The 18809-nt window shown below is 71.4% G+C and carries 23 protein-coding genes; 14 read left to right on the forward strand and 9 right to left on the reverse strand.

Going from position 1 to position 18809, the window contains the following annotated elements; genetic code table 11:
• Positions 1-10: 10 nt before the first annotated feature.
• From ACFZ8E_RS22485 to ACFZ8E_RS22505, 5 genes are all read left to right on the forward strand, one after another.
• Positions 11-760 (forward strand): SDR family NAD(P)-dependent oxidoreductase, encoded by a 750-nt coding sequence (locus ACFZ8E_RS22485; protein ID WP_405043823.1) that lies wholly within the window; start codon positions 11-13, stop codon positions 758-760.
• A gap of 38 nt (positions 761-798) precedes the next feature.
• Complete coding sequence (locus tag ACFZ8E_RS22490) at positions 799-1209, forward strand: dihydrofolate reductase (protein ID WP_147841973.1); 411 nt, start codon at positions 799-801, stop codon at positions 1207-1209.
• A 43-nt stretch (positions 1210-1252) separates the two neighbouring features.
• Complete coding sequence (locus ACFZ8E_RS22495) at positions 1253-1501, forward strand: type II toxin-antitoxin system Phd/YefM family antitoxin (protein WP_147725721.1); 249 nt, start codon at positions 1253-1255, stop codon at positions 1499-1501.
• Entirely contained in the window at positions 1498-1920 is a 423-nt protein-coding gene (locus tag ACFZ8E_RS22500; protein WP_243945627.1) for a type II toxin-antitoxin system VapC family toxin, read from the forward strand. The genes ACFZ8E_RS22495 and ACFZ8E_RS22500 overlap by 4 nt, the downstream gene beginning before the upstream one ends.
• 89 nt (positions 1921-2009) lie before the next feature.
• Complete coding sequence (locus tag ACFZ8E_RS22505; RefSeq protein ID WP_243945629.1) at positions 2010-3131, forward strand: carboxylate-amine ligase; 1122 nt, start codon at positions 2010-2012, stop codon at positions 3129-3131.
• A gap of 24 nt (positions 3132-3155) precedes the next feature.
• Here ACFZ8E_RS22505 and der read toward each other — a convergent pair whose 3' ends face one another.
• The 3 genes from der to ACFZ8E_RS22520 form a co-directional block, all read right to left on the reverse strand.
• Positions 3156-4499 carry a ribosome biogenesis GTPase Der gene (gene der, locus ACFZ8E_RS22510; protein ID WP_147725718.1) on the reverse strand — a complete coding sequence of 448 codons (1344 nt, stop codon included), beginning with the start codon at positions 4497-4499 and terminating at the stop codon, positions 3156-3158.
• A gap of 124 nt (positions 4500-4623) precedes the next feature.
• Positions 4624-5334, reverse strand: a complete 711-nt coding sequence (locus ACFZ8E_RS22515) for a tetratricopeptide repeat protein (protein WP_243945633.1) — start codon at positions 5332-5334, stop codon at positions 4624-4626.
• Between the two features lie 95 nt (positions 5335-5429).
• Complete coding sequence (locus ACFZ8E_RS22520) at positions 5430-6035, reverse strand: NnrU family protein (RefSeq protein ID WP_147728307.1); 606 nt, start codon at positions 6033-6035, stop codon at positions 5430-5432.
• A 162-nt stretch (positions 6036-6197) separates the two neighbouring features.
• Between ACFZ8E_RS22520 and ACFZ8E_RS22525 the strand changes: the two genes are divergently transcribed.
• Together ACFZ8E_RS22525 and ACFZ8E_RS22530 are read left to right on the forward strand one after the other, a co-directional pair.
• Complete coding sequence (locus ACFZ8E_RS22525; protein ID WP_405043824.1) at positions 6198-7361, forward strand: hypothetical protein; 1164 nt, start codon at positions 6198-6200, stop codon at positions 7359-7361.
• A 63-nt stretch (positions 7362-7424) separates the two neighbouring features.
• Complete coding sequence (locus ACFZ8E_RS22530) at positions 7425-7736, forward strand: cupin domain-containing protein (protein WP_405043825.1); 312 nt, start codon at positions 7425-7427, stop codon at positions 7734-7736.
• Positions 7737-7800: 64 nt separating this feature from the next.
• Here the strand turns inward: ACFZ8E_RS22530 and ACFZ8E_RS22535 are convergent, their stop codons facing one another.
• On the reverse strand, positions 7801-8250 hold the full coding sequence (locus ACFZ8E_RS22535) for a hypothetical protein (RefSeq protein WP_405043826.1): 450 nt from the start codon (positions 8248-8250) through the stop codon (positions 7801-7803).
• 68 nt (positions 8251-8318) lie between these two features.
• Entirely contained in the window at positions 8319-8564 is a 246-nt protein-coding gene (locus ACFZ8E_RS22540) for a hypothetical protein (RefSeq protein WP_405043827.1), read from the reverse strand.
• 500 nt (positions 8565-9064) lie between these two features.
• Here ACFZ8E_RS22540 and glyA point away from each other — a divergent pair, with 500 nt between their 5' ends.
• From glyA to ACFZ8E_RS22565, 5 genes are all read left to right on the forward strand, one after another.
• Positions 9065-10369, forward strand: coding sequence for a serine hydroxymethyltransferase (gene glyA, locus ACFZ8E_RS22545; protein WP_243932298.1), 1305 nt, complete (start codon positions 9065-9067; stop codon positions 10367-10369).
• A gap of 137 nt (positions 10370-10506) precedes the next feature.
• Positions 10507-11019: a transcriptional regulator NrdR gene (gene nrdR / locus ACFZ8E_RS22550; protein WP_147858293.1), complete on the forward strand. Its 513-nt coding sequence runs from the start codon at positions 10507-10509 to the stop codon at positions 11017-11019.
• Positions 11016-12131: a bifunctional diaminohydroxyphosphoribosylaminopyrimidine deaminase/5-amino-6-(5-phosphoribosylamino)uracil reductase RibD gene (gene ribD / locus ACFZ8E_RS22555; protein WP_405043829.1), complete on the forward strand. Its 1116-nt coding sequence runs from the start codon at positions 11016-11018 to the stop codon at positions 12129-12131. The genes nrdR and ribD overlap by 4 nt, the downstream gene beginning before the upstream one ends.
• Before the next feature lie 3 nt (positions 12132-12134).
• Positions 12135-12764 (forward strand): riboflavin synthase, encoded by a 630-nt coding sequence (locus ACFZ8E_RS22560; protein ID WP_243945639.1) that lies wholly within the window; start codon positions 12135-12137, stop codon positions 12762-12764.
• The gene (locus ACFZ8E_RS22565; protein WP_405043830.1) at positions 12761-13033 is read left to right on the forward strand and encodes a hypothetical protein; all 273 of its coding nucleotides are present in this window, start codon (positions 12761-12763) and stop codon (positions 13031-13033) included. Before ACFZ8E_RS22560 ends, ACFZ8E_RS22565 begins: the two co-directional genes overlap by 4 nt.
• A gap of 60 nt (positions 13034-13093) precedes the next feature.
• Here the strand turns inward: ACFZ8E_RS22565 and ACFZ8E_RS22570 are convergent, their stop codons facing one another.
• The 4 genes from ACFZ8E_RS22570 to ACFZ8E_RS22585 all read right to left on the reverse strand — a co-directional run bounded on the left by ACFZ8E_RS22570 (position 13094) and on the right by ACFZ8E_RS22585 (position 16606).
• On the reverse strand, positions 13094-13516 hold the full coding sequence (locus ACFZ8E_RS22570; protein WP_243935861.1) for a PaaI family thioesterase: 423 nt from the start codon (positions 13514-13516) through the stop codon (positions 13094-13096).
• A gap of 58 nt (positions 13517-13574) precedes the next feature.
• Positions 13575-14519 carry a prephenate/arogenate dehydrogenase family protein gene (locus ACFZ8E_RS22575; protein WP_147858296.1) on the reverse strand — a complete coding sequence of 315 codons (945 nt, stop codon included), beginning with the start codon at positions 14517-14519 and terminating at the stop codon, positions 13575-13577.
• Positions 14512-15627, reverse strand: a complete 1116-nt coding sequence (locus tag ACFZ8E_RS22580; protein ID WP_405043832.1) for a pyridoxal phosphate-dependent aminotransferase — start codon at positions 15625-15627, stop codon at positions 14512-14514. The genes ACFZ8E_RS22575 and ACFZ8E_RS22580 overlap by 8 nt, the downstream gene beginning before the upstream one ends.
• Before the next feature lie 100 nt (positions 15628-15727).
• Positions 15728-16606: a chorismate mutase gene (locus ACFZ8E_RS22585; protein ID WP_243935865.1), complete on the reverse strand. Its 879-nt coding sequence runs from the start codon at positions 16604-16606 to the stop codon at positions 15728-15730.
• Positions 16607-16847: 241 nt separating this feature from the next.
• Between ACFZ8E_RS22585 and ACFZ8E_RS22590 the strand changes: the two genes are divergently transcribed.
• Both ACFZ8E_RS22590 and metW read left to right on the forward strand, forming a co-directional pair.
• Positions 16848-18053, forward strand: a complete 1206-nt coding sequence (locus ACFZ8E_RS22590) for a homoserine O-acetyltransferase (RefSeq protein WP_279596203.1) — start codon at positions 16848-16850, stop codon at positions 18051-18053.
• Complete coding sequence (metW, locus tag ACFZ8E_RS22595; RefSeq protein ID WP_147727140.1) at positions 18050-18760, forward strand: methionine biosynthesis protein MetW; 711 nt, start codon at positions 18050-18052, stop codon at positions 18758-18760. The genes ACFZ8E_RS22590 and metW overlap by 4 nt, the downstream gene beginning before the upstream one ends.
• Positions 18761-18809: the final 49 nt, after the last annotated feature.

Consider the following 18809-nt stretch of genomic DNA (forward strand, 5'->3'; position numbering starts at 1 on the left):
CCCCTCGCGCATGACCGACACGAAGACCTCACTCGACGGACGCGTCGCCGTCGTCACCGGCGCGTCCCGCGGGATCGGCCGGGCCGCCGCGCTGGCCCTGGCGGAGGCCGGCGCGCACGTCATCGCCGTGGCGCGCACGCAGGGCGCGCTGGAGGAGCTCGACGACGCGATCCGCAGGGTCGGCTCGAGCGCGACCCTCGTGCCCCTCGACCTGACCGACTACGACGGCATCGACCGGCTCGGCGCGGCGATCAACGAGCGCTGGAAGCGCCTCGACATCGTCGTCGGCAATGCCGGCATCCTCGGCAATCTCATGCCGATCGGGCACATCACCCCGAAGGTCTGGGGCCAGGTGATGGATGTCAACGTCACCGCGAACTGGCGGCTGATCCGCTCGTTCGACCCGCTGCTGCGGATGTCGGATGCCGGCCGGGCGATCTTCGTCACCTCCGGGGCGGCGGGCAAGTGCCGGGCCTACTGGGGGCCCTACTCGGTGTCGAAGGCGGCGCTCGAGGCGCTGGTGCAGACCTACGCCGCCGAGAACGAGACCACCAACGTCCGGGCGATGCTCCTCAATCCCGGCCCCCTGCGCACCGACATGCGCCGCGCGGCGATGCCGGGCGAGGACCCGGAGACGCTGAGGACGCCGGAAGACCTCGCCCCGCATTTCGTGCGGCTGGCGAGCCCCGCCTCGAGCGAAACCGGGCTGATCTACGACTTCCCCACCGACCGCACCGTGAGCCCGCAAGCGCCGCGCTGAGCGGTCGGGGCCGAGCCCGCACTTTTCCGGATATCCTGATGATCGACGTGCGCTGCATCTGCGCGATCGGCCAGCGCGGCCAGCTCGGGCTGAACGGCCAGCTCCCCTGGGAGGGCAACACCGACCCGCTCTTCGTGGAGGACGTGACGCGGTTCTTCGCGCTGACCATGGGCCATGTGCTGATCGCCGGCCCGAAGACGGTGGCCTCGGTGCCGGCCTTCGCGTTCAAGGACCGCACCATCGACGTGATCCGGTCGCACGAGGATCCGGAGGCGGTGCTCGCCCGCTATCCCGGTCGCCGCATCTTCGTCGGCGGCGGCATCGCGGTCTGGAACGTCTACGCGAAGTACATCCAGAACTGGGACGTCACCCGCCTGCCCTACGACGGCGAGGCCGACCGCTGGTTCGACCCGGCCTGGCTCGTCGGCGGCGCCCTGCGCGTCGGATAGGCGGATCTGGACAGTCCGTCGGGAAAGTCCGTACTCTCGCCCGATGGGCGAGCACAGCGTTATCGAAGCCGAAGAGCATCTGTCCGAGCTGATCGACCGCGCGCTCGCGGGCGAAGGCGTCGTGATCACCCGGGATGGTCGGCCGGTCGCCAACCTACAGCCGATCCCTCGGTCGGGGCGGCCCGTGACCGCCGAGGACCTGGATTGGCTGGCAGCCCGTCGCGCGCGAACCGCCGCGCCCTCCGAGGATGCCGGGCACCTCGTCGGCCGCATGCGCGACGAGGATTGGTGAGGACGTACCTCGATGCCAGCGTCCTGGTCGCCCTTCTGACGGATGATCCGTCCACGGCGCGGGCGGACGCCTTCTTTCGACGTCACGAGCCGATCGCGATCGTCAGCGATTTCGCAGCGGCGGAATTCGCCTCGGCCCTCGCACGCCGGGTGAGAACCGGCGAGATCGACGCGGGCGCCGCGCAATCGGCGTTCTCGGATCTCGATCGCTGGATCGAACGGGTCGCGGAACGCATCGAGGTCGCATCGTCCGACGTCGTCGCGGCGACCGGGTTTCTCCGCCGCCTCGATCTCACGCTCCGTACGCCGGACGCCCTGAACATCGCTCTGTGCCGTCGTGCGAATGCCGTCCTCGCGACCTTCGACATCAAGATGGCGACCGTCGCGCGCACCCTCGGCCTGCAGGTCACGGAAGGATAGCGTCCTTCGCGCCGAAAAATGCGCCCTCGGGACCGCACTGGGCCCGCTCCCGCCCTATCTGCGCTCGGATCCTCCTGACGAAAGATGCCATGAGCGCCCACAGCTACCGCTTCGGCATCGAAGAAGAGTATTTCCTGGCCGATGCGGAGACGCGCGGCACGCCGCGGCGCTCGGTCAAGCCGTTCCACGTCGAGGCGGCCGAGCGCCTGCCCGAGGCGGGGCGCGAGCTGCTGCAGTGCCAGGTCGAGGTCTGCACCCCGCCCGTCACCGCCTTCGCCGAGGCGCGCGACTCGCTCGCCCGGCAGCGTGGCGCGCTCGCGGACCTCGCCGCCGAGCACGAGATGCTGATCTTCGCCGCGGGCACCCATCCGGTGGCCGACTGGTCGCGGCAACTGCCGACCAAGGGCGACCGCTACCGCGGCATCCTGCGCGACGTCGGCCTCGCCGGGCGCCGCAGCCTGATCTGCGGCATGCACGTCCACGTCGAGGTGCCGGACCCGGAGGCGCGCGTCGACCTGATGAACCGGCTGCTGCCGTTCCAGCCGCTGCTGTTCGCGCTCTCGGCCTCCTCGCCGTTCTGGCAGGGCAAGCCGACGGGGCTCACCGCCTACCGCCTCAGCGCCTTCGGCGAGCTGCCGCGCACCGGCCTGCCCGAGCTCTTCGCCGATGCCGCCGCCTATGCGCGCTACGTGCGGATCATGACGGAGGCGGGCTCGATCCAGGATGCGAGCTTCCTGTGGTGGTCGCTCCGGCCCTCAATCAAGTTCCCGACGCTGGAGCTGCGCATCGCCGACAGCTGCACGCGGCTCGCCGACGCGCTGACCATCGCCGCGCTGTTCCGCTGCCTCGTGCGCTGCGTGGTGCGCCGGCCGGACCTCAATGCCGGGCTCGACGGCGTCTCCCGGGCACTCGCCGACGAGAACCTCTGGCGCACCCAGCGCAGCGGCGTGGGCGCCGAGCTGATCGACGAAGCCCGCGAGGCGGCCCTGCCCTTCGCCGACGCCCTGGAGACGGTGCTCGACCTCGTCGCCGAGGATGCGGCGGCGCTCGGCTGCGCGGCCGAGGTCGCGCATGCGCGGACCATCGTCTCGGGCGGCACCAGCGCCGACGGCCAGATCGCCGCGTTCGAGGCCGCGCGGGACGCGGGGCACAGCAACCGGCAGGCGCTGGACAAGGTGGTGGAATGGCTGGCGCGGACGACCCGGGGCTGAGGCGTCGTCGCGCGGGGCCGGTGCTCAGCCCTTGTCGAACGGGTTCGACGAGGTGCGCAGGGAGAGCCGGATCGGGGTGCCCGGCAGGGCGAACGCCTCGCGCAGCGAGTTCGTGAGGTAGCGGGTGTAGCTCTTCGGCATCGCGTTGAGCTGGTTGCCGAACAGGGCGAAGTGCGGCGGGCGGCTCTTCACCTGCGTCGCGTAGCGGATCTTGATGCGCCGGCCCGATACGGCCGGCGGCGGGTTGCGCTGCGTCGCCTCGGAGAGCCAGTCGTTGATCCGCGAGGTCGAGATGCGGGTGTCCCAGACCTCGGCCGCCTGCACCACCGCCTGCATCAGCTTGTCGACGCCGTCGCCGGCGAGCCCCGAGAGCGGCACCACCGCGACGCCGCGGACCTGCGGCAGCAGGCGGGTACAGTCCTCGCGCAGCGACTTGAGCAGGCCCGGCTGGTCGGCGACGAGGTCCCACTTGTTGAGGCCGATCACCAGCGAGCGCCCCTCGCTCTCGACGAGGTCGACGATGGTGAGGTCCTGCTTCTCAAACGGGATCGTGGCGTCGAGCAGCACCACCACCACCTCGGCGAAGCGCACGGCGCGGATGCCGTCCGAGACCGCGAGCTTCTCGAGCTTGTCCTCGATCCGGGCGCGGCGGCGCATCCCGGCGGTGTCGTGCAGCTTGATCCGGCGCCCGCGCCATTCCCAGTCGAGCGAGATCGAATCGCGGGTGATGCCGGCCTCCGGGCCGACGAGCAGGCGGTCCTCGCCGAGCATCCGGTTGATCAGGGTCGACTTGCCGGCGTTGGGGCGGCCGACGATGGCGACCTTGAGCGGCTTGCCGCGCGGGTCGTCGTCGTCCTCGTCCTCGTCGGTCTCGGGCAGGGCTTCCTTCAGCGCCTCGTGCAGCTCGCCGATGCCCTCGCCGTGCTCGGCCGAGAACGGGATCGGGTCGCCCAGCCCGAGCCGGAACGACTCGTAGGCCCCGGCCATGCCGGCGCCGCCCTCGGCCTTGTTGGCGATGAGGATCACCTTGCAGCCGGCCCGGCGCACCAGCTCGGCGAAGGGCTGGTCGGCGGGCAGGATGCCGGCCCGCGCGTCGATGACGAACAGCACCACGTCCGCCTCGAGGATCGCGGCCTCGGTCTGCATCCGCATCCGGCCGAGCAGGGTGGCCGAATCGGCCTCCTCGAGACCGGCGGTATCGATGATGCGGAAGTTCAGCCCGCCGAAGGCGACGTCGCCCTCGCGGCGGTCGCGGGTGACGCCCGGGCGGTCGTCGACCAGCGCCAGCTTCTTGCCGACGAGGCGGTTGAACAGGGTCGACTTGCCGACATTCGGCCGTCCGACGATCGCGACGGTCGGCAGTTCCATGGGGTGGTCCGTTCTATGTTCGGTCGAGCCGCCGGGCTGGCCGGGCGGCGAAGGTCCGGAGAATGCCCAAAACCTCCAGTGCGAGCCAGTCGCGCCGGAGGTTTTGGACTGGCGTGTCGAGCGATCAGCGCGTGATCGGCGGCGGGGGCGCGGCGGGCTCGGGCTTCGCCTCGGTCACCGTCACGGGACCGCCGGCGACCAGGGCGACGTAGACCTCGATGCGCTGGCGCAGGTTCTGCGGCGTCTCGGGGTCCATGTTGAGCTGGTCGAACCAGCGCCCGGCCTCGTCGTACTGGCCGTTCTTCAGGGCGGTCAGCCCGAGCATCTCGCGGGCGGTGAAGCGGAACGGCGTGCCGGCGGCCAGGCTCTGCAGGCTGGCGAGCGCGGGCGCCGGATCGGGCAGGTCGAGGCGGATCAGCGCCGCGCGGAGCCGCGCGAGGTCGCGCAGGCCGTCGCCGAGCGCCGTGTCGCCGGAGATCGTCTCGAACGCGGCGGCGCCCGCGGCCGGGTCGCGCTTGGCGGTCTCGGCGGCCGAGCGGAACTGGGCGAGCAGGCGGTAGCCGGCCGGCCCCTGCGCCTCGAGGGCGTCGAACGCCTTGTCGGCCTCCGCCACCTTGCCGTCGCGGGCCAGGCGGTTGGCCTCGTCGAACTGCTGCGAGGCGGCCTCGGCCGCGTTGCGCTGGGCCGTCTGCCAGTAGCGCCAGCCGCCGACGCCGGCGACCACCAGGATCGCCACTGCGATGATCACGCCGCTGTAGCGGCGCCAGATCTCGGCGACCTTGTCGCGGCGATAGTCTTCGTTGACCTCGCGGATGAACTCGTTGTTCTCAGCCATCGTATCCCGGTCCGGCGCGCGAGCCGGACGACCTGAAGCGTCTCGATTGGCCCCGCGCCTAGCACGCGGGCGCCGGTTTGGCGACCGGGCGGCGTCTACGCCTGGCCCGGCCAGGCGTAGACGCCGATCAGGATCGGGTGGAGATACTTGCCGAACACGAACCAGGCGACGACGCCGACGACCACCGCGATCGCGTCGTTGCGCCAGCCCGCAGGGGCCGCGGCGCCCCCGTGCTGCGCGACGACCTGACCCGCCGTGAGCGCGCGGCGCTTGGCGCTGATCCGGGCGATCACCGCCCAGGCCAGGAACGAGCCGAACAGCAGGATCGAGCCGAGGTCGCCGTTGGCGAGCAGGTGCGCCGTCGCCCAGATCTTCACGGCGAGCAGCATCGGGTGCTTGGCCTTCGCCCGGATGTGGCCCGGCAGGTAGGCCGAGGCCAGCACGATGAAAGCGAGCAGCACCAGCACCAGGGACAGGTGGCGCGTCCAGACCGGCGGATCCCAGACCGGGATGTACCCGTCGACGCGATAGTTGTGGAAGCCGACACCGATCAGCACGAGGCCGAGGACCGAGAGCAGGGTGTAGCCGAGCTTGTACTTGCCCTCGCCGACTTGGCCGACGACCTCGGAGCGCTTGGCGCGCAGCATCGAGAAGGCGTGGGTGCCGAGGAACAGCACCAGCCCGAGGATCAGGATCAGCATGGATGGGGACTCGGCTCGGGAGGATCGGGCCCCCGCACCGGCGGGAAGCCATTCTGTAACGGTTCTGAACAGAAACTCCCGTGGTTTGTCCAGGCGCGCGACCGCCGTCCGTGCGCGCTCCTCGTCCAAGTGCGCTTTCGGCGCACCCACCGGTCTCGTCCCATGCGGCTCCGCCTCGCGCTGTTTCTCCTGTCGCTGCCGGCGCTCGCGCAGGCGGCCGCCGAGCCGCCGCTGTCGAGCCTGACCCTGGTCGGGCCGCCGAGCATCGTGTTCAAGGCCGGGCGCGACGCCTGCGACGGCGCCGACGTGCCCGACGCCTCGGCCCGCGCGTTCCGGGATGCCACCGGTGCGGTCGCCCTGTTCGGCATGCACTACCGCAACCGGGCCCTGCGCGGGCCGGACCTCGACCACCTCAAGCTCGACTGCACGGTGGTGCTCGACTCGGGCGAGAAGGCCGACCCGGCGCTCTACGACGACCGCTCCTGGATCACCGCCACCTGGACCGAGGACGGCGCCCGAATCGCCGCGCTGGTGCACCACGAGTACCAGGCGAACGAGCATCCGGGCCGCTGCACGGCCGAGACCTACGAGGCCTGCTGGTACAACACGATCACCGCCGCCGCCTCCGCGGATGGCGGCCGCAGCTTCCTGCGCACGACCCCGCCCACGGTGGCGATGGCGGCCCCGTTCCGGCAGGAGGTCGGCCAGGGGCGTCACCGCGGCTTCTTCAACCCGTCGAACGTCTTCGCCGACGGGCGCTTCCGCTACGTCTTCGTCTCGACCACCGGCTGGGACCGGCCCGGGGATCAGGAGGCCGGGGTGTGCCTGTTCCGCACCGCCACGCCCGGCGATGCGGCGAGCTGGCGCGCCTGGACCGGCACCGGCTTCACCGCGTCCTTCCCGGATCCGTATCGCACCAAGGGCGCGCAGGCCGAGGCCTGCAAGCCGGTGGCGCCGTTCCCGACGCCCGTCGGGGCGGTGGTCCGCCATCGCGGCACCGGCGCCTTCGTCGCCCTGTTCATGGCCAAGGCGGGTGACGGGTTCGCGCAATCGGGCTTCTACTGGACGAGCTCGCGCGACCTTCTGACCTGGGACGTGCCGCGGCTGCTCGTCGCCGGGGCGACGCTCTACGACGACCCCTGCGCGGCGCCGGGCGGCCTGATCGCCTACCCGTCCCTCCTCGACCCCAGGGCCGAGGGCCGGAACTTCGACGACGTCGGCGACACCGCGATCCTCACCTACGTGACGCTGCGGACGGAGGGCTGCACCATCACCTCGGACCGCGACCTGCTGCGGCGGCCGGTGGCGATCAAGGTTTGGCCGTGAGCGCATCGTGCGTTGACCGGGACCGCGCCTGCATCATCTTCGAGGGCTGACCACGAGGCCGCCATGACCGACCACCTGTTCGCCTGGGACGAACGCGACGAGACCGTCGCGGAAAACGGCGTCGCCAAGCGCACGATCCCGGGCGCGGGCGCCAGCCTCGTGCGGATCGTCGTCCCCGCCGGCACCTCGGCGGCGCGGCACAGCCACGCGCACGAGCAGTTCGTGCAGGTGCTCTCCGGCTCAGGCATCCTGGAGACCGAGCGGGGCCGTGCGGCATTCGGCCCCGGCAGCGTGTTCCACTTCCCCGCGGAGGCGTGGCACGCGGCGGAGTTCGAGACGGAGACGGTGCTGGTGGAGACCAACGTGTCGGCGTGAGGCCGGCGGATGGGTCCGTCGTTCGACGCGACCCATGTCGGCGGGCCCCTCCAACCTTCGACATCTATGAAGGCGTCCGACCGACCTCCCCTGACTCGATCCGATCGACCTCGTTCTCGGTATCCTGCGCATAGCGTGCGGCCTCTCCGGGTCGAAGAATTCTTCCCTCTTGCGGGTCGAAAGCCACGCCGTCGGTCAGCGTCAGGCAGGCGGCCAGCGCCAGCCACGTGCCGACGCAACTCGGCAAAGCCGCGAAATAGAAGGCGTAGGCGTAGGGCCACGGCCCGCCGAGATCGATGTCGTCGTACGTTTCCGCCAGTTCCGCGAACGCGCAAGCGCCGAACTCGAACCCGGCTTCTCGGCCACGCCAAAGCGCCGGAAGGTGCCCCCGATGATCCGCGAGATCGCGAGCCGATCTCAATCTCAGATCGAACCCGAGGGCATCGATCGACGCTTGCCAGTCTTCGATCGATTTGATCGGACGGGCGCAGAACGCGTAGGCTTCCATCGTCATGTTCTGTCCCTCAAAACCAGTGGATGTCGGCAGCAGCGCTTATCTTCGTCCTGTTCCGTCTTGAAATCTCATATCGCCGATATCAGCGCCGAGGATGTTCTTCCATCGCGCAAGACCACGTCGGTCCGCACGCTTCCCTCCAGCCCATAACCAACACTATCGCCCAGGCTGAAGCTTTGCTCGACGCCGTGCCGGACGATACCTGGAATATCCAGATTGCGAATCAATCGAGCTGTCGCAGCATGCAGTCGGACGCCGTAGGCCGGCACACGGACCTCTCCCGAGATCGAGATTGCCTCCTTGACGACATCCACAAGAAGCTCGGTCTTCGCGTCGATCCTTGCGTTCCCGGTTTTCTATCTGGCTGCGCACGATCTGACCGGCGCCGCCGGTCCAGCGACCATCCGGGCCTCGGGGTTGATCCGGGCGAAAGCCGGCTCTGAGGGAATGGCTGAGCACAGACAGTATCGCAATCCGCAGGCGGATCTCTGCAACTCTGTGCGCGAATCGAAGCTGGTCTCGACGTTCGTTCATGCCAAAGCTCCCCCGAAGAGGCTTTGCCATATTTTCCTAATAAAGTCCATTTTCCTATAGCGCTGCGGAGCGAGGCACGGCCGATCGCCCGGCCGTGCTTCCAGCGTGCAGTTGATGCTCCCGGGCGCCCGGCCTCAACTTTTCTTGCCCCCGCGGCAAAAAGGCCTGTGTTGGCGGCTTCCACGCACGCGTGTAGAGAGTAGCGCTACGAAGGCTCGCCCGTGCACGCCGACGGGACGAGCGCGCCGATTTCGCCCGCATACAAGAACAGAGGCCATCCATGAGCGCCGGTACCGCTTCCGACAAGCATTTCTCGAACTCCTTCTTCGCGGCCCCGCTGAGCGACGCGGATCCGGAGATCGCCAAGGCCGTCGAGCAGGAGCTCGGCCGGCAGCAGCACGAGATCGAGCTGATCGCCTCCGAGAACATCGTCTCGCGCGCCGTGCTCGAGGCGCAGGGCTCGGTGCTGACCAACAAGTACGCGGAGGGCTATCCCGGCCGTCGCTACTACGGCGGCTGCCAGTTCGTGGACATCGCCGAGAACCTCGCCATCGAGCGCGCTAAGCGCCTGTTCGGCGTCGGCTTCGCCAACGTGCAGCCGAACTCCGGCAGCCAGGCGAACCAGGGCGTGTTCATGGCCCTGATGCAGCCGGGCGACACCTTCCTCGGCCTCGACCTCGCCGCCGGCGGCCACCTCACCCACGGCGCGCCCCCGAACGTCTCGGGCAAGTGGTTCAAGCCGGTCTCCTACACCGTGCGCCGCGACGACCAGCGCATCGACATGGAGCAGGTCGAGGCGCTGGCCCACGAGCACAAGCCGAAGGTGATCATCGCCGGCGGCTCGGGCTATCCGCGCCATTGGGACTTCGCCAAGTTCCGTGAGATCGCCGACGCGGTCGGCGCGTACTTCTTCGTCGACATGGCGCACTTCGCCGGCCTCGTCGCCGCCGGCGTGCACCCGTCGCCGTTCCCGCACGCCCACGTCGCCACCACGACGACCCACAAGACGCTCCGCGGCCCGCGCGGCGGCATGATCCTGACGAACGACGAGGCGCTCGCCAAGAAGTTCAACTCGGCGATCTTCCCCGGCCTGCAGGGCGGCCCGCTCATGCACGTCATCGCCGGCAAGGCCGTGGCCTTCGGCGAGGCCCTGAAGCCCGAGTTCAAGATCTACGCCCGCCAAGTGATCGAGAACGCCAAGGCGCTGGCCGACACCCTGATGTCGGGCGGCTACGACATCACCTCGGGCGGCACCGACAACCACCTGATGCTGGTCGACCTGCAGCGGAAGGGCCTCACCGGCAAGGCGGCGGAAGCCGCGCTGTCGCGGGCCGACATCACCTGCAACAAGAACGGCGTCCCCTTCGACACGCAGAAGCCGACGATCACCTCGGGCATCCGCCTGGGCACGCCGGCCGGCACCTCGCGCGGCTTCGGCGTCGCCGAGTTCAAGCAGATCGGCGGCTTCATCGTCGAGGTGCTCGACGGGCTCGTGGCGAACGGCGAGGCCGGGGATTCCGCGGTCGAGGCCTCGGTCAAGACCCGCGTCCACGCCCTCACCGACCGGTTCCCGATCTACGGCTGATCCGGACGCCGCCGGAAGGGAAGCCTTCCGGCGTGCACTGCAACACGATAGAGACGGCCGCGGATCGCCTCGATCCGCGGCCGTTCTCGTTTCCCGAGAGGCCGCCGTCTTTCCAGCTCGATGAGAAGGTCCGCCCGATGCGGTGTCCCTATTGCGGCGGCTCCGACACGCAGGTGAAGGATTCGCGGCCGAGCGAGGACGGCGCCGCGATCCGCCGCCGCCGGGTCTGCCCGGACTGCGCCGGCCGCTTCACCACCTTCGAGCGGGTGCAGCTGCGCGAGCTCGTGGTGCTCAAGCGCTCGGGCAAGCGCGTGCCGTTCGAGCGCGACAAGCTGCAGCGCTCGATCGGCGTTGCCCTGCGCAAGCGCGCGGTCGACCCCGAGCGGATCGAGCGGCTGGTCAGCGGCATCACCCGCCAGCTCGAGAGCGGCGGCGAGGCCGAGATCACCTCGGAGGCGATCGGCGAGCTGGTGATGGAGGGCCTGAAGGGCCTCGACGACGTCGCCTACGTGCGCTTCGCCTCCGTCTACAAGAACTTCCGCGAGGCCAAGGATTTTGAGGACTTGCTCGGCACCTTGGCGGAGGCCGGCGTCGAGCCACCCGAGGGCGTCGCGGCGGGCAAGCCGCGCACGGCGCGGTCGCGCTCGTGACGGCCGACGCGCGCTTCATGCGCCTCGCCCTCGCGCTCGGGCAGCGCAACCTCGGGCGGACCTGGCCGAACCCCTCGGTCGGCGCCGTGGTGGTCGCGGGCGAGCCGGGCGCGGAGCGGATCGTCGGCCAGGGCGTCACCGCCCCGGGCGGCCGCCCGCACGGCGAGCCCCTGGCGCTCATGGATGCCGGCGCGGCGGCCCGGGGCGCGACCCTCTACGTCACGCTGGAGCCGTGCTCGCATCACGGCCGCACGCCGCCCTGCACCGACGCGATCGTCGCGGCAGGCATCGCGCGGGTCGTCAGCGCGATGGAGGACCCCGACACGCGGGTCTCCGGCCGCGGCCACGCGCTCCTGCGGGCGGCCGGCATCCGGGTCGAGACCGGGCTGCTGGGCACCGAGGCCCGCCGCGACCATGCCGGGCACGTGGCGCGGATCACCCACGGGCGGCCCCACCTCCACCTCAAGCTCGCCCGGACGCGGGACGGGTTCGCCGCCGCCTCCGACACGGCGCGCCTGCGCATCACCGGCGCGATCGCCGACGGCGCGGTGCACCTGTGGCGGTCCCATGCCGACGCGATCCTGATCGGCATCGGCACGGCGCGCGCCGACGACCCTTCGCTCACCGTGCGCCTGCCCGGCCTCGGCGGTCGCTCGCCGCTGCGGGTGGTGCTGGATTCGCAGCTGCGGCTGTCGCCGTCGAGCGTGCTCGTGCGCGGCGCCCACGACGTCCCGACGCTGGTCGTGACGACGCGGATCGCCCCGGCCCATGCCAAGCGGATGCTCGAATCGCTCGGCGTCGCGGTGGTGCGCGTCGCCGCCGATGCGCGCGGGCGGGTCGACCTGCACGCGGCGCTGGCGATGCTCGGCGAGCGCGGATTGACGCGGCTCTGCAGCGAGGGCGGCCCTCACCTTGCCGACGCGCTGGCCGAGGCCGATCTCGTGGATTCCTGCACCCTGATCACCGGGCCCGGCACCTGCGGTCCGCAGGGCGGCCTGCCGGCGGTCGGCCCGCATCTCGGGCAGGCGCTGGAGAGCGGACGGTTCCGGATCGCCCAGTCCCTCGACCTCGGGGCGGACCGGGCCGTGACCTACGAACGGAGTGAGGCTTAAGCGATGTTCACGGGTCTCGTCAGCGACGTCGGAACGGTGCTCTCGGTCTCGGGCGATGCGCGGATGCGCCGCCTCACGATCCGCGCCGCCTACGATGCGGCCACGATCGCGCTCGGCGCCTCGATCGCCTGCTCCGGCCCCTGCCTCACGGCGGTGTCGATCGAGCCGGCCGAGGGCGGCTGCGTCTTCGCAGTGGACGCCGCCGCCGAGACGCTGGCGCTGACCACGGTCGGCGGGTGGGAGGCCGGCACCCGAATCAACCTGGAGCGCTCGCTGAAGATCGGCGACGAGCTCGGCGGCCACCTCGTCACCGGCCACGTCGACGGCGTCGCCGAGATCCTCGCCCGCGAGACCGTCACCGCCGGCGCCTGGGGCGCGAGCGAACGGTTCACCCTGCGGGCGCCCGCCGGGGTCGCCCACTTCATCGCCAAGAAGGGCTCGGTCTGCCTCGACGGCACGTCGCTGACCGTCAACGCGGTCGAGGGCGACACCTTCTCGGTCCTGCTGATCCCGCACACGCTGGAGGTCACCACCTGGGGCGAGCGCCGCGCCGGCGACCGGCTGAACCTCGAGGTCGACCTGATCGCGCGCTACGCGGCGCGGCTCGCGGAGGGCCGCGAAAGCGCGGCGTGAGCCTGATTTCGGACGAGCGGATCAAGCTCTCCGCCGCCTACCTGAACACCGCCGCGGGCGGCCTGTTCACCGCGGGCGCGGTCGCGCCGCTCGTTGCGACCGTCTTCGGGGTTTCGGGACGGTCCAACCTGTCGGCGTTGACGCTGTCGGAAGGCATCGCGATCTTCTTCCTTGCGAGCATCGCCCTCCACGGGTGCGCGCGCATCATTCGCGGAAGGCTGCAGCCATGGCCGACATTCAGATCGTGGCCTTCGTCGTCGCGCCGCTGATGGCGGTCGCCGTCGGCTTCGGCGTCATGCAGTGGTCCCGCTACGCGGATCGGTAGGCCCTCACCGCGGCGGGATCGAGTACGTGCCGTTCGCCTGGGCGACGAGGTCGTCCGAGCTAGGCGCCGTGATCCGCACCTCGCCGACGGCGAGGCGCCGGCCGAGCTTCAGCAGCGTCACGTCGGCGATCAGCACCAGCCCCGCGGGCTTGCGCAGGAAGTTGAAGGTCAGGCTCGTGGTCACCGCGAGCGCCACCGGGCCGATCTGGGCGAGGATGGCCGCGTAGAGCGCATAGTCGGCCAGCGCCATCATCGACGGGCCGGACAGCGTGCCGCCCGGGCGCAGGAAGCGCGCGTCGCCGTCGAGCCGCATCCGCGCGGTCAGCGGGCCGACGGCCTCCAGGCAGTAGGCGCGCCCGCCCGCCTGCATCTGCGGGAACTCCCGGTCGAGGAAGTCGCGGGTCTCGGCAAGCGTCATCGCGGTCATGACGGCCGTTCCAGCATGGCGGTGCGCCGGCGGCAAGGCGGCCGACCGGGATCGCGGGTCACCCCGCCTTGGGAACGCCCTCGGCCGCGCGCGCGCGGCCGAAATCGGCCTCGGCCGTCTCCTGCCCCTGCGCGACGATGCCCCGGCGGATCGCGCGGGTGCGGGTGAACAGGTCGTGCAGGGCCGCGCCGTCGCCGTAGCGGATCGCGCGGGTCAGCACCGAGAGGTCCTCGCTGAAGCGCCCGAGCATCTCCAGCACCGCCTCGCGGTTGCTGAGGAAGATGTCGCGCCACATCGTCGGGTCCGAGGAGGCGATGCGGGTGAAGTCGCGGAAGCCGCCGGCCGAGAACTTCATCACCTCGGACTGCGTCACCTGCTCGAGGTCGGCGGCGGTGCCGACGATGTTGTAGGCGATCAGGTGCGGCACGTGGCTGGTGATGGCGAGCACGAGGTCGTGGTGCTCCGGCGTCATCGTCTCGACGACGGCGCCGAGCCCCTGCCACAGCGCGCGCACTCGCGCGACGGCGGCCTCGGGCGCGTCCTCCGGCGGGGTCAGGATGCACCAGCGCCCGGAGAACAGCGTCGAGAACCCGGCATCCGGCCCGGAATACTCGGTGCCGGCCACCGGATGGCCGGGCACGAACACGATGCCGTCGGGCAGGTGCGGGGTGACAGCCGCGACGACCGACGCCTTCACCGAGCCGACGTCCGAGACGACGGCACCCGGCTTCAGGTGCGGCGCCATCGCGGCGGCGACCGGGCCGATGGCGCCGACGGGCACGCACAGGATCACGAGGTCGGCCAGCGCCGCGCCCGCGGCGGCATCGCCGGTGACGTCGTCGGCGATGCCGAGATCGAGCACCCGCGCGCGGACGGCGGCGTCCGCGTCGATCGCGACGATGCGCTCGGCCAGCCCGTAGCGGCGGGCGCCGCGGGCGATCGACGAGCCGATCAGGCCGAGGCCGACGATGGCGAGGCAGCCGAGCGGCGCGGCCTCAGGCATGGTCGCCTCGGACAAAGGCGCCGAGCGCGCCGAGGAAGGCCTCGTTGCTCTCGACGCTGCCGATCGTCACGCGGAGCGCATTCGGCAGCCCGTACGCCGCCACCCGGCGCACGATCACCCCGCGCCCGGTCAGGAAGGCGTCGGCGTCGGCCGCCGTGCGGCCGGGCACGTCGGGAAAGTGCACGAGCATGAAGTTCGCCACGCTCGGCGTCACGGTCAGGCCGAGCGCGCGGGCGCCCGCGATCATTTGCGGCAGCCATTCGGCGTTGTGGGCGGCGGCCGTCGCGGCGTGCGCCTCGTCGGCGAGCGCCGCCGCCCCGGCCGCCATGCCGGCGGTGGACAGGTTGAACGGCCCGCGGATGCGGTTGACCGCGTCCATCACGTGGGCCGGCCCGACCATCCAGCCGACGCGCAGGGCGGCGAGCCCGTGGATCTTCGAGAAGGTGCGGGTCATCACGACGTTGTCGGCGTCGCGCGCGAGCTCGAGCCCGGCCGCGTAGTCGTCCGCCTGGACGTACTCGGCGTAGGCGCCGTCGAGGACCAGCAGCACGTCGCCCGGCAGGCCGGCATGCAGGCGCCGCACCTCGGCCAGCGGCAGGTAGGTGCCGGTCGGGTTGTTGGGGTTGGCGACGTAGACGATCTTCGTCCGCGGGGTCACGGCGGCGAGGATCGCGTCGACGTCGGCGGTGAGGTCGCGCTCGGGAGCGACCACGGCGGTGCCGCCCGCCGCCAGGATGGCGATGCGGTAGACCAGGAACCCGTGCTCGCAGAAGACGCCCTCGTCGCCGGGGCCGATGTAGGCGTAGGCGAGCAGCGAGAGCAGCTCGTCCGAGCCCGCGCCGCAGACGACGCGGCCCGCGTCGATGCCGTAGCGCGCCGCGATGGCGGTCCGCAGCAGCGTAGAGGTGCCGTCGGGATAGTTCTCGAGCTTGGCCGTGGCCGCCTGCATCGCCGCCATCGCCGCCGGGCTCGGGCCGAGCGGCGTCTCGTTCGACGACAGCTTGTGGATCTTGGCGTGACCCGGCGCCCCGCTCTTGCCGGGCACGTAGGGGTCGATCGCCAGGACGCCCGGACGGGGCACCGGGCGGAGACGGGGAGAGGCGGACATTGGTGTTCGCAGCCTGCAGAAGAAACGCGGGTGGCGCCCGTCTACAGCATTTCGCGCCGCGATGAAGCGGGGCGCGACCGGATCGGGCGCCCGGCGGCCCTCACACCCGGAACCGTGCCGCGTGGCTGCCGGTCTCGTCGAGGCTCGACACCGCCGCGCCCGCCCCGTCCAGGGCCTCGGCGAGCTGCCGCGTGCCGACGCCGCCCGGCACCGCCAGCAGCAGGCGCTCGACCTCGCCCTTGGGCTTGGCCCGCGCCACCACCTCGCCGTAGAGCCCCTGCACGGCGCGCTCGGCCTCCTCCGTCCAGGCGCCGCAGCGCACCGCCCACAGCACCCAGTCGCGCTGCGCCGCCGCCGGATCGTCGAGAGGCTTGGCCACCACGAAGACCGGCGTGCCGGCCGGGTGGGCCGGCCGCTCGATGAAGGGCAGCCGGGCGATCACCTTCGGCCGGCCCGCGCCGATGAGGCCCTCCCACCAGGCCTCTCCCTTCGCCGACCCCTTCGCGGGCACCTGGGCGGCGCGCGGGTCGAAGCGGAAGATGCCGAGGTCGCCGCGCGAGGCCGCCACCGCCTCGATCACCGCGGCGCAGGTCGGGTGGGGCCGGTAGGGCACGGTGAAGCCGAAGTGGAAGCGGGCGGAGTCGCGCATCGCCGGATCACCGGCGGAGATGTCGGCATGCACCGAGAACGGCGCCTGGACGTAGGTGAAGGTCGCGATGATGACCCGCCAGATCCCCTCGACGGTGTCGAGCGGCAGCAGCCCGCGGTGGCGCTCGGCGACGCGCCGCATCATCGCGGCCTCGCGACCGGGACGGAAGGCGGAGCCCGAGGCCGAGGTGCCCTTCACCGCGATCAGCCGGTCGATGATCCCGCCGCGCTGGATCAGCAGCGCGTGCATCTCGGCGTCGATCCGATCGATCTCGGCCCGGAGGGCGGCGAGGTCTTCCATCGGCGGCGCGGCTCGTTTGGGGAAGCGCATGGTTCGACAAGCTGAGGACGGGGCTGCTCGCGCGTGTTTACGGCCCGCCGCGCCGAAGGGCCAGCGCAGCAGGGCCGTGCGATCGACAACGGAGGGCGGATGAACGGCCTTCCGGCGGCCCCTTTCGTTGACGCTCGGCGGCGGGCACACTACGTCCGGTGCAGCGGCGGGCGCGGGAAGCGGGCGGCCTCGCGATTCCTTCGGCCCCTTCGGCGCGCGAGAAGCCGTTTCCAGACGCCTCATGGACAATCCCCTCGATACGGCCGTCACGGCCGCCTCCGCGACGGAGCCCGAGATCCGCAGCCGCGAGCCGTCGCAGGCGCGCGACCCGGCGGGGCTCGTCGCGCGGTTCGAGGCCGGGCAGCCGCTGACCATGGATTCGGGCGCCGCGCTCGCGCCGTTCCAGGTCGCCTACCAGACCGCCGGCACCCTCAACGCCGCGCGCACCAACGCGGTGCTGATCTGCCACGCGCTCACCGGCGACCAGCACTTCGCCCACCCCCATCCCGTCACCGGCAAGCCCGGCTGGTGGACGACGCTGGTCGGCCCGGGCAAGCCCATCGACACCGACCGCTACTTCGTCGTCTGCTCCAACGTGATCGGCTCGTGCATGGGCTCGACCGGCCCGGCCTCGATCGACCCCGCGACGGGCTCGGCCTACGGGCTCGACTTCCCGCTTGTCACGATCCGCGACATGGTCCGCGCCCAGGCGATGCTGCTCGACCATCTCGGCATCGCGGACCTGTTCCTGTGCATCGGCGGCTCGATGGGCGGGATGCAGGTGCTGCAATGGGCCTCGCTCTACCCTCAGCGCGTGTTCGCAGCGATGCCGATCGCCACGGGCGCGCGCCATTCGGCGCAGAACATCGCCTTTCACGAGGTCGGCCGGCAGGCGATCATGGCCGACCCCGCCTGGGCCGACGGTCGCTATCTCGAGGCCGGCACGCGCCCCTCGAAGGGCCTCGGCGTCGCGCGGATGGGCGCCCACATCACCTACCTGTCCGAGCCGGCTTTGCACCGGAAGTTCGGGCGGCGCTTCCAGGGCGGCTCGGCGCCGACCTTCTCGTTCAACGCCGACTTCCAGATCGAGAGCTACCTGCGCCACCAGGGCCTGAGCTTCGTCGAGCGGTTCGACGCCAACGCCTACCTCTACCTGACGCGGGCGATGGACTATTTCGACCTCGCCGCCGACCACGGCGGCGTGCTCGCCAACGCCTTCAAGGGCACGAAGACGCGGTTCTGCGTGATCTCGTTCACCTCCGACTGGCTGTTCCCCACGGCCGATTCCCGGGCGATCGTGCACGCGCTGAACGCCGCCTCGGCCCCGGTCGCCTTCGTCGAGGTCGAGAGCGACAAGGGCCACGACGCGTTCCTCCTCGACGAGCCGACGCTGTTCTCGGCGGCCCGCGGGTTCATCGACGCGGCCGCCCGGGCGCGCGGGCTGTGAGCGGGCGCGAGGACCTGTCCTTCGGCGACGCCGCCTCCGGCACGCCCTGGGAGGCGGCGGACGACCTGCCGCGCACGCCCGAATCCGGCGGCGCCCGCGTCGACCACCTCGTGGTCCTCGGGCTGGTGCCGCCCGGCGCGCGCGTCCTCGACATCGGCTGCGGCGACGGCTCGCTGCTGGCGCTGCTGCGCGACCGGCGCGGCGTCGACGGGCGCGGCATCGAGCTGTCGCGCGAGGGCGTGAACGCCTGCCTCGCGCGCGGCCTGCCGGTGATCCAGGGCGACGCCGACACCGACCTCGAGAACTACCCCGACGACGCATTCGACGTGGTGGTCCTGTCCCAGACCATCCAGGCGACGCGCAACCCGCGCATCGTGCTGGAGCACCTGCTTCGCATCGGCCGGCAGGTGGTGATCTCGTTCCCGAACTTCGGTCATTGGCGGGTGCGGGCCGAGCTCGCCTTCCGCGGGCGGATGCCGATCACCGAGATCTTGCCGGAAGCCTGGTACGAGACGCCGAACATCCACCACTGCACCATGCGCGACTTCGTCGAGCTGTGCCGGGCGGTCGACGCCCACATCGAGAAGGCGGCGGCGCTCGACGCGCGCGGACGGCCGATGCGCTTCTCGATGCCGTGGTGGTTCTGGAACCTGATCGGCGCGCAGGGGGTGTTCCTGCTCAGGCGGGGCCGCCTCGGAGCCGGCTGATCGGTCGACCGCGCCGGGCGGCATCGAGCCGATGCGGACATCGATCGCG

Origin of the sequence: Methylobacterium sp. HMF5984 (assembly GCF_045033435.1) — a bacterium.
Taxonomy (GTDB): domain Bacteria; phylum Pseudomonadota; class Alphaproteobacteria; order Rhizobiales; family Beijerinckiaceae; genus Methylobacterium.

Coding starts and splice junctions, on each gene's coding strand:
- ACFZ8E_RS22485 (WP_405043823.1), top strand. CDS start 11: ATGACCGACACGAAGACCTCACTCGACGGACGCGTCGCCGTCGTCACC.
- ACFZ8E_RS22490 (WP_147841973.1), top strand. CDS start 799: ATGATCGACGTGCGCTGCATCTGCGCGATCGGCCAGCGCGGCCAGCTC.
- ACFZ8E_RS22495 (WP_147725721.1), top strand. CDS start 1,253: ATGGGCGAGCACAGCGTTATCGAAGCCGAAGAGCATCTGTCCGAGCTG.
- ACFZ8E_RS22505 (WP_243945629.1), top strand. CDS start 2,010: ATGAGCGCCCACAGCTACCGCTTCGGCATCGAAGAAGAGTATTTCCTG.
- der (WP_147725718.1), bottom strand. CDS start 4,499: ATGGAACTGCCGACCGTCGCGATCGTCGGACGGCCGAATGTCGGCAAG.
- ACFZ8E_RS22515 (WP_243945633.1), bottom strand. CDS start 5,334: ATGGCTGAGAACAACGAGTTCATCCGCGAGGTCAACGAAGACTATCGC.
- ACFZ8E_RS22520 (WP_147728307.1), bottom strand. CDS start 6,035: ATGCTGATCCTGATCCTCGGGCTGGTGCTGTTCCTCGGCACCCACGCC.
- ACFZ8E_RS22525 (WP_405043824.1), top strand. CDS start 6,198: ATGCGGCTCCGCCTCGCGCTGTTTCTCCTGTCGCTGCCGGCGCTCGCG.
- ACFZ8E_RS22530 (WP_405043825.1), top strand. CDS start 7,425: ATGACCGACCACCTGTTCGCCTGGGACGAACGCGACGAGACCGTCGCG.
- ACFZ8E_RS22535 (WP_405043826.1), bottom strand. CDS start 8,250: ATGACGATGGAAGCCTACGCGTTCTGCGCCCGTCCGATCAAATCGATC.
- glyA (WP_243932298.1), top strand. CDS start 9,065: ATGAGCGCCGGTACCGCTTCCGACAAGCATTTCTCGAACTCCTTCTTC.
- nrdR (WP_147858293.1), top strand. CDS start 10,507: ATGCGGTGTCCCTATTGCGGCGGCTCCGACACGCAGGTGAAGGATTCG.
- ACFZ8E_RS22560 (WP_243945639.1), top strand. CDS start 12,135: ATGTTCACGGGTCTCGTCAGCGACGTCGGAACGGTGCTCTCGGTCTCG.
- ACFZ8E_RS22570 (WP_243935861.1), bottom strand. CDS start 13,516: ATGACCGCGATGACGCTTGCCGAGACCCGCGACTTCCTCGACCGGGAG.
- ACFZ8E_RS22575 (WP_147858296.1), bottom strand. CDS start 14,519: ATGCCTGAGGCCGCGCCGCTCGGCTGCCTCGCCATCGTCGGCCTCGGC.
- ACFZ8E_RS22580 (WP_405043832.1), bottom strand. CDS start 15,627: ATGTCCGCCTCTCCCCGTCTCCGCCCGGTGCCCCGTCCGGGCGTCCTG.
- ACFZ8E_RS22585 (WP_243935865.1), bottom strand. CDS start 16,606: ATGCGCTTCCCCAAACGAGCCGCGCCGCCGATGGAAGACCTCGCCGCC.
- ACFZ8E_RS22590 (WP_279596203.1), top strand. CDS start 16,848: ATGGACAATCCCCTCGATACGGCCGTCACGGCCGCCTCCGCGACGGAG.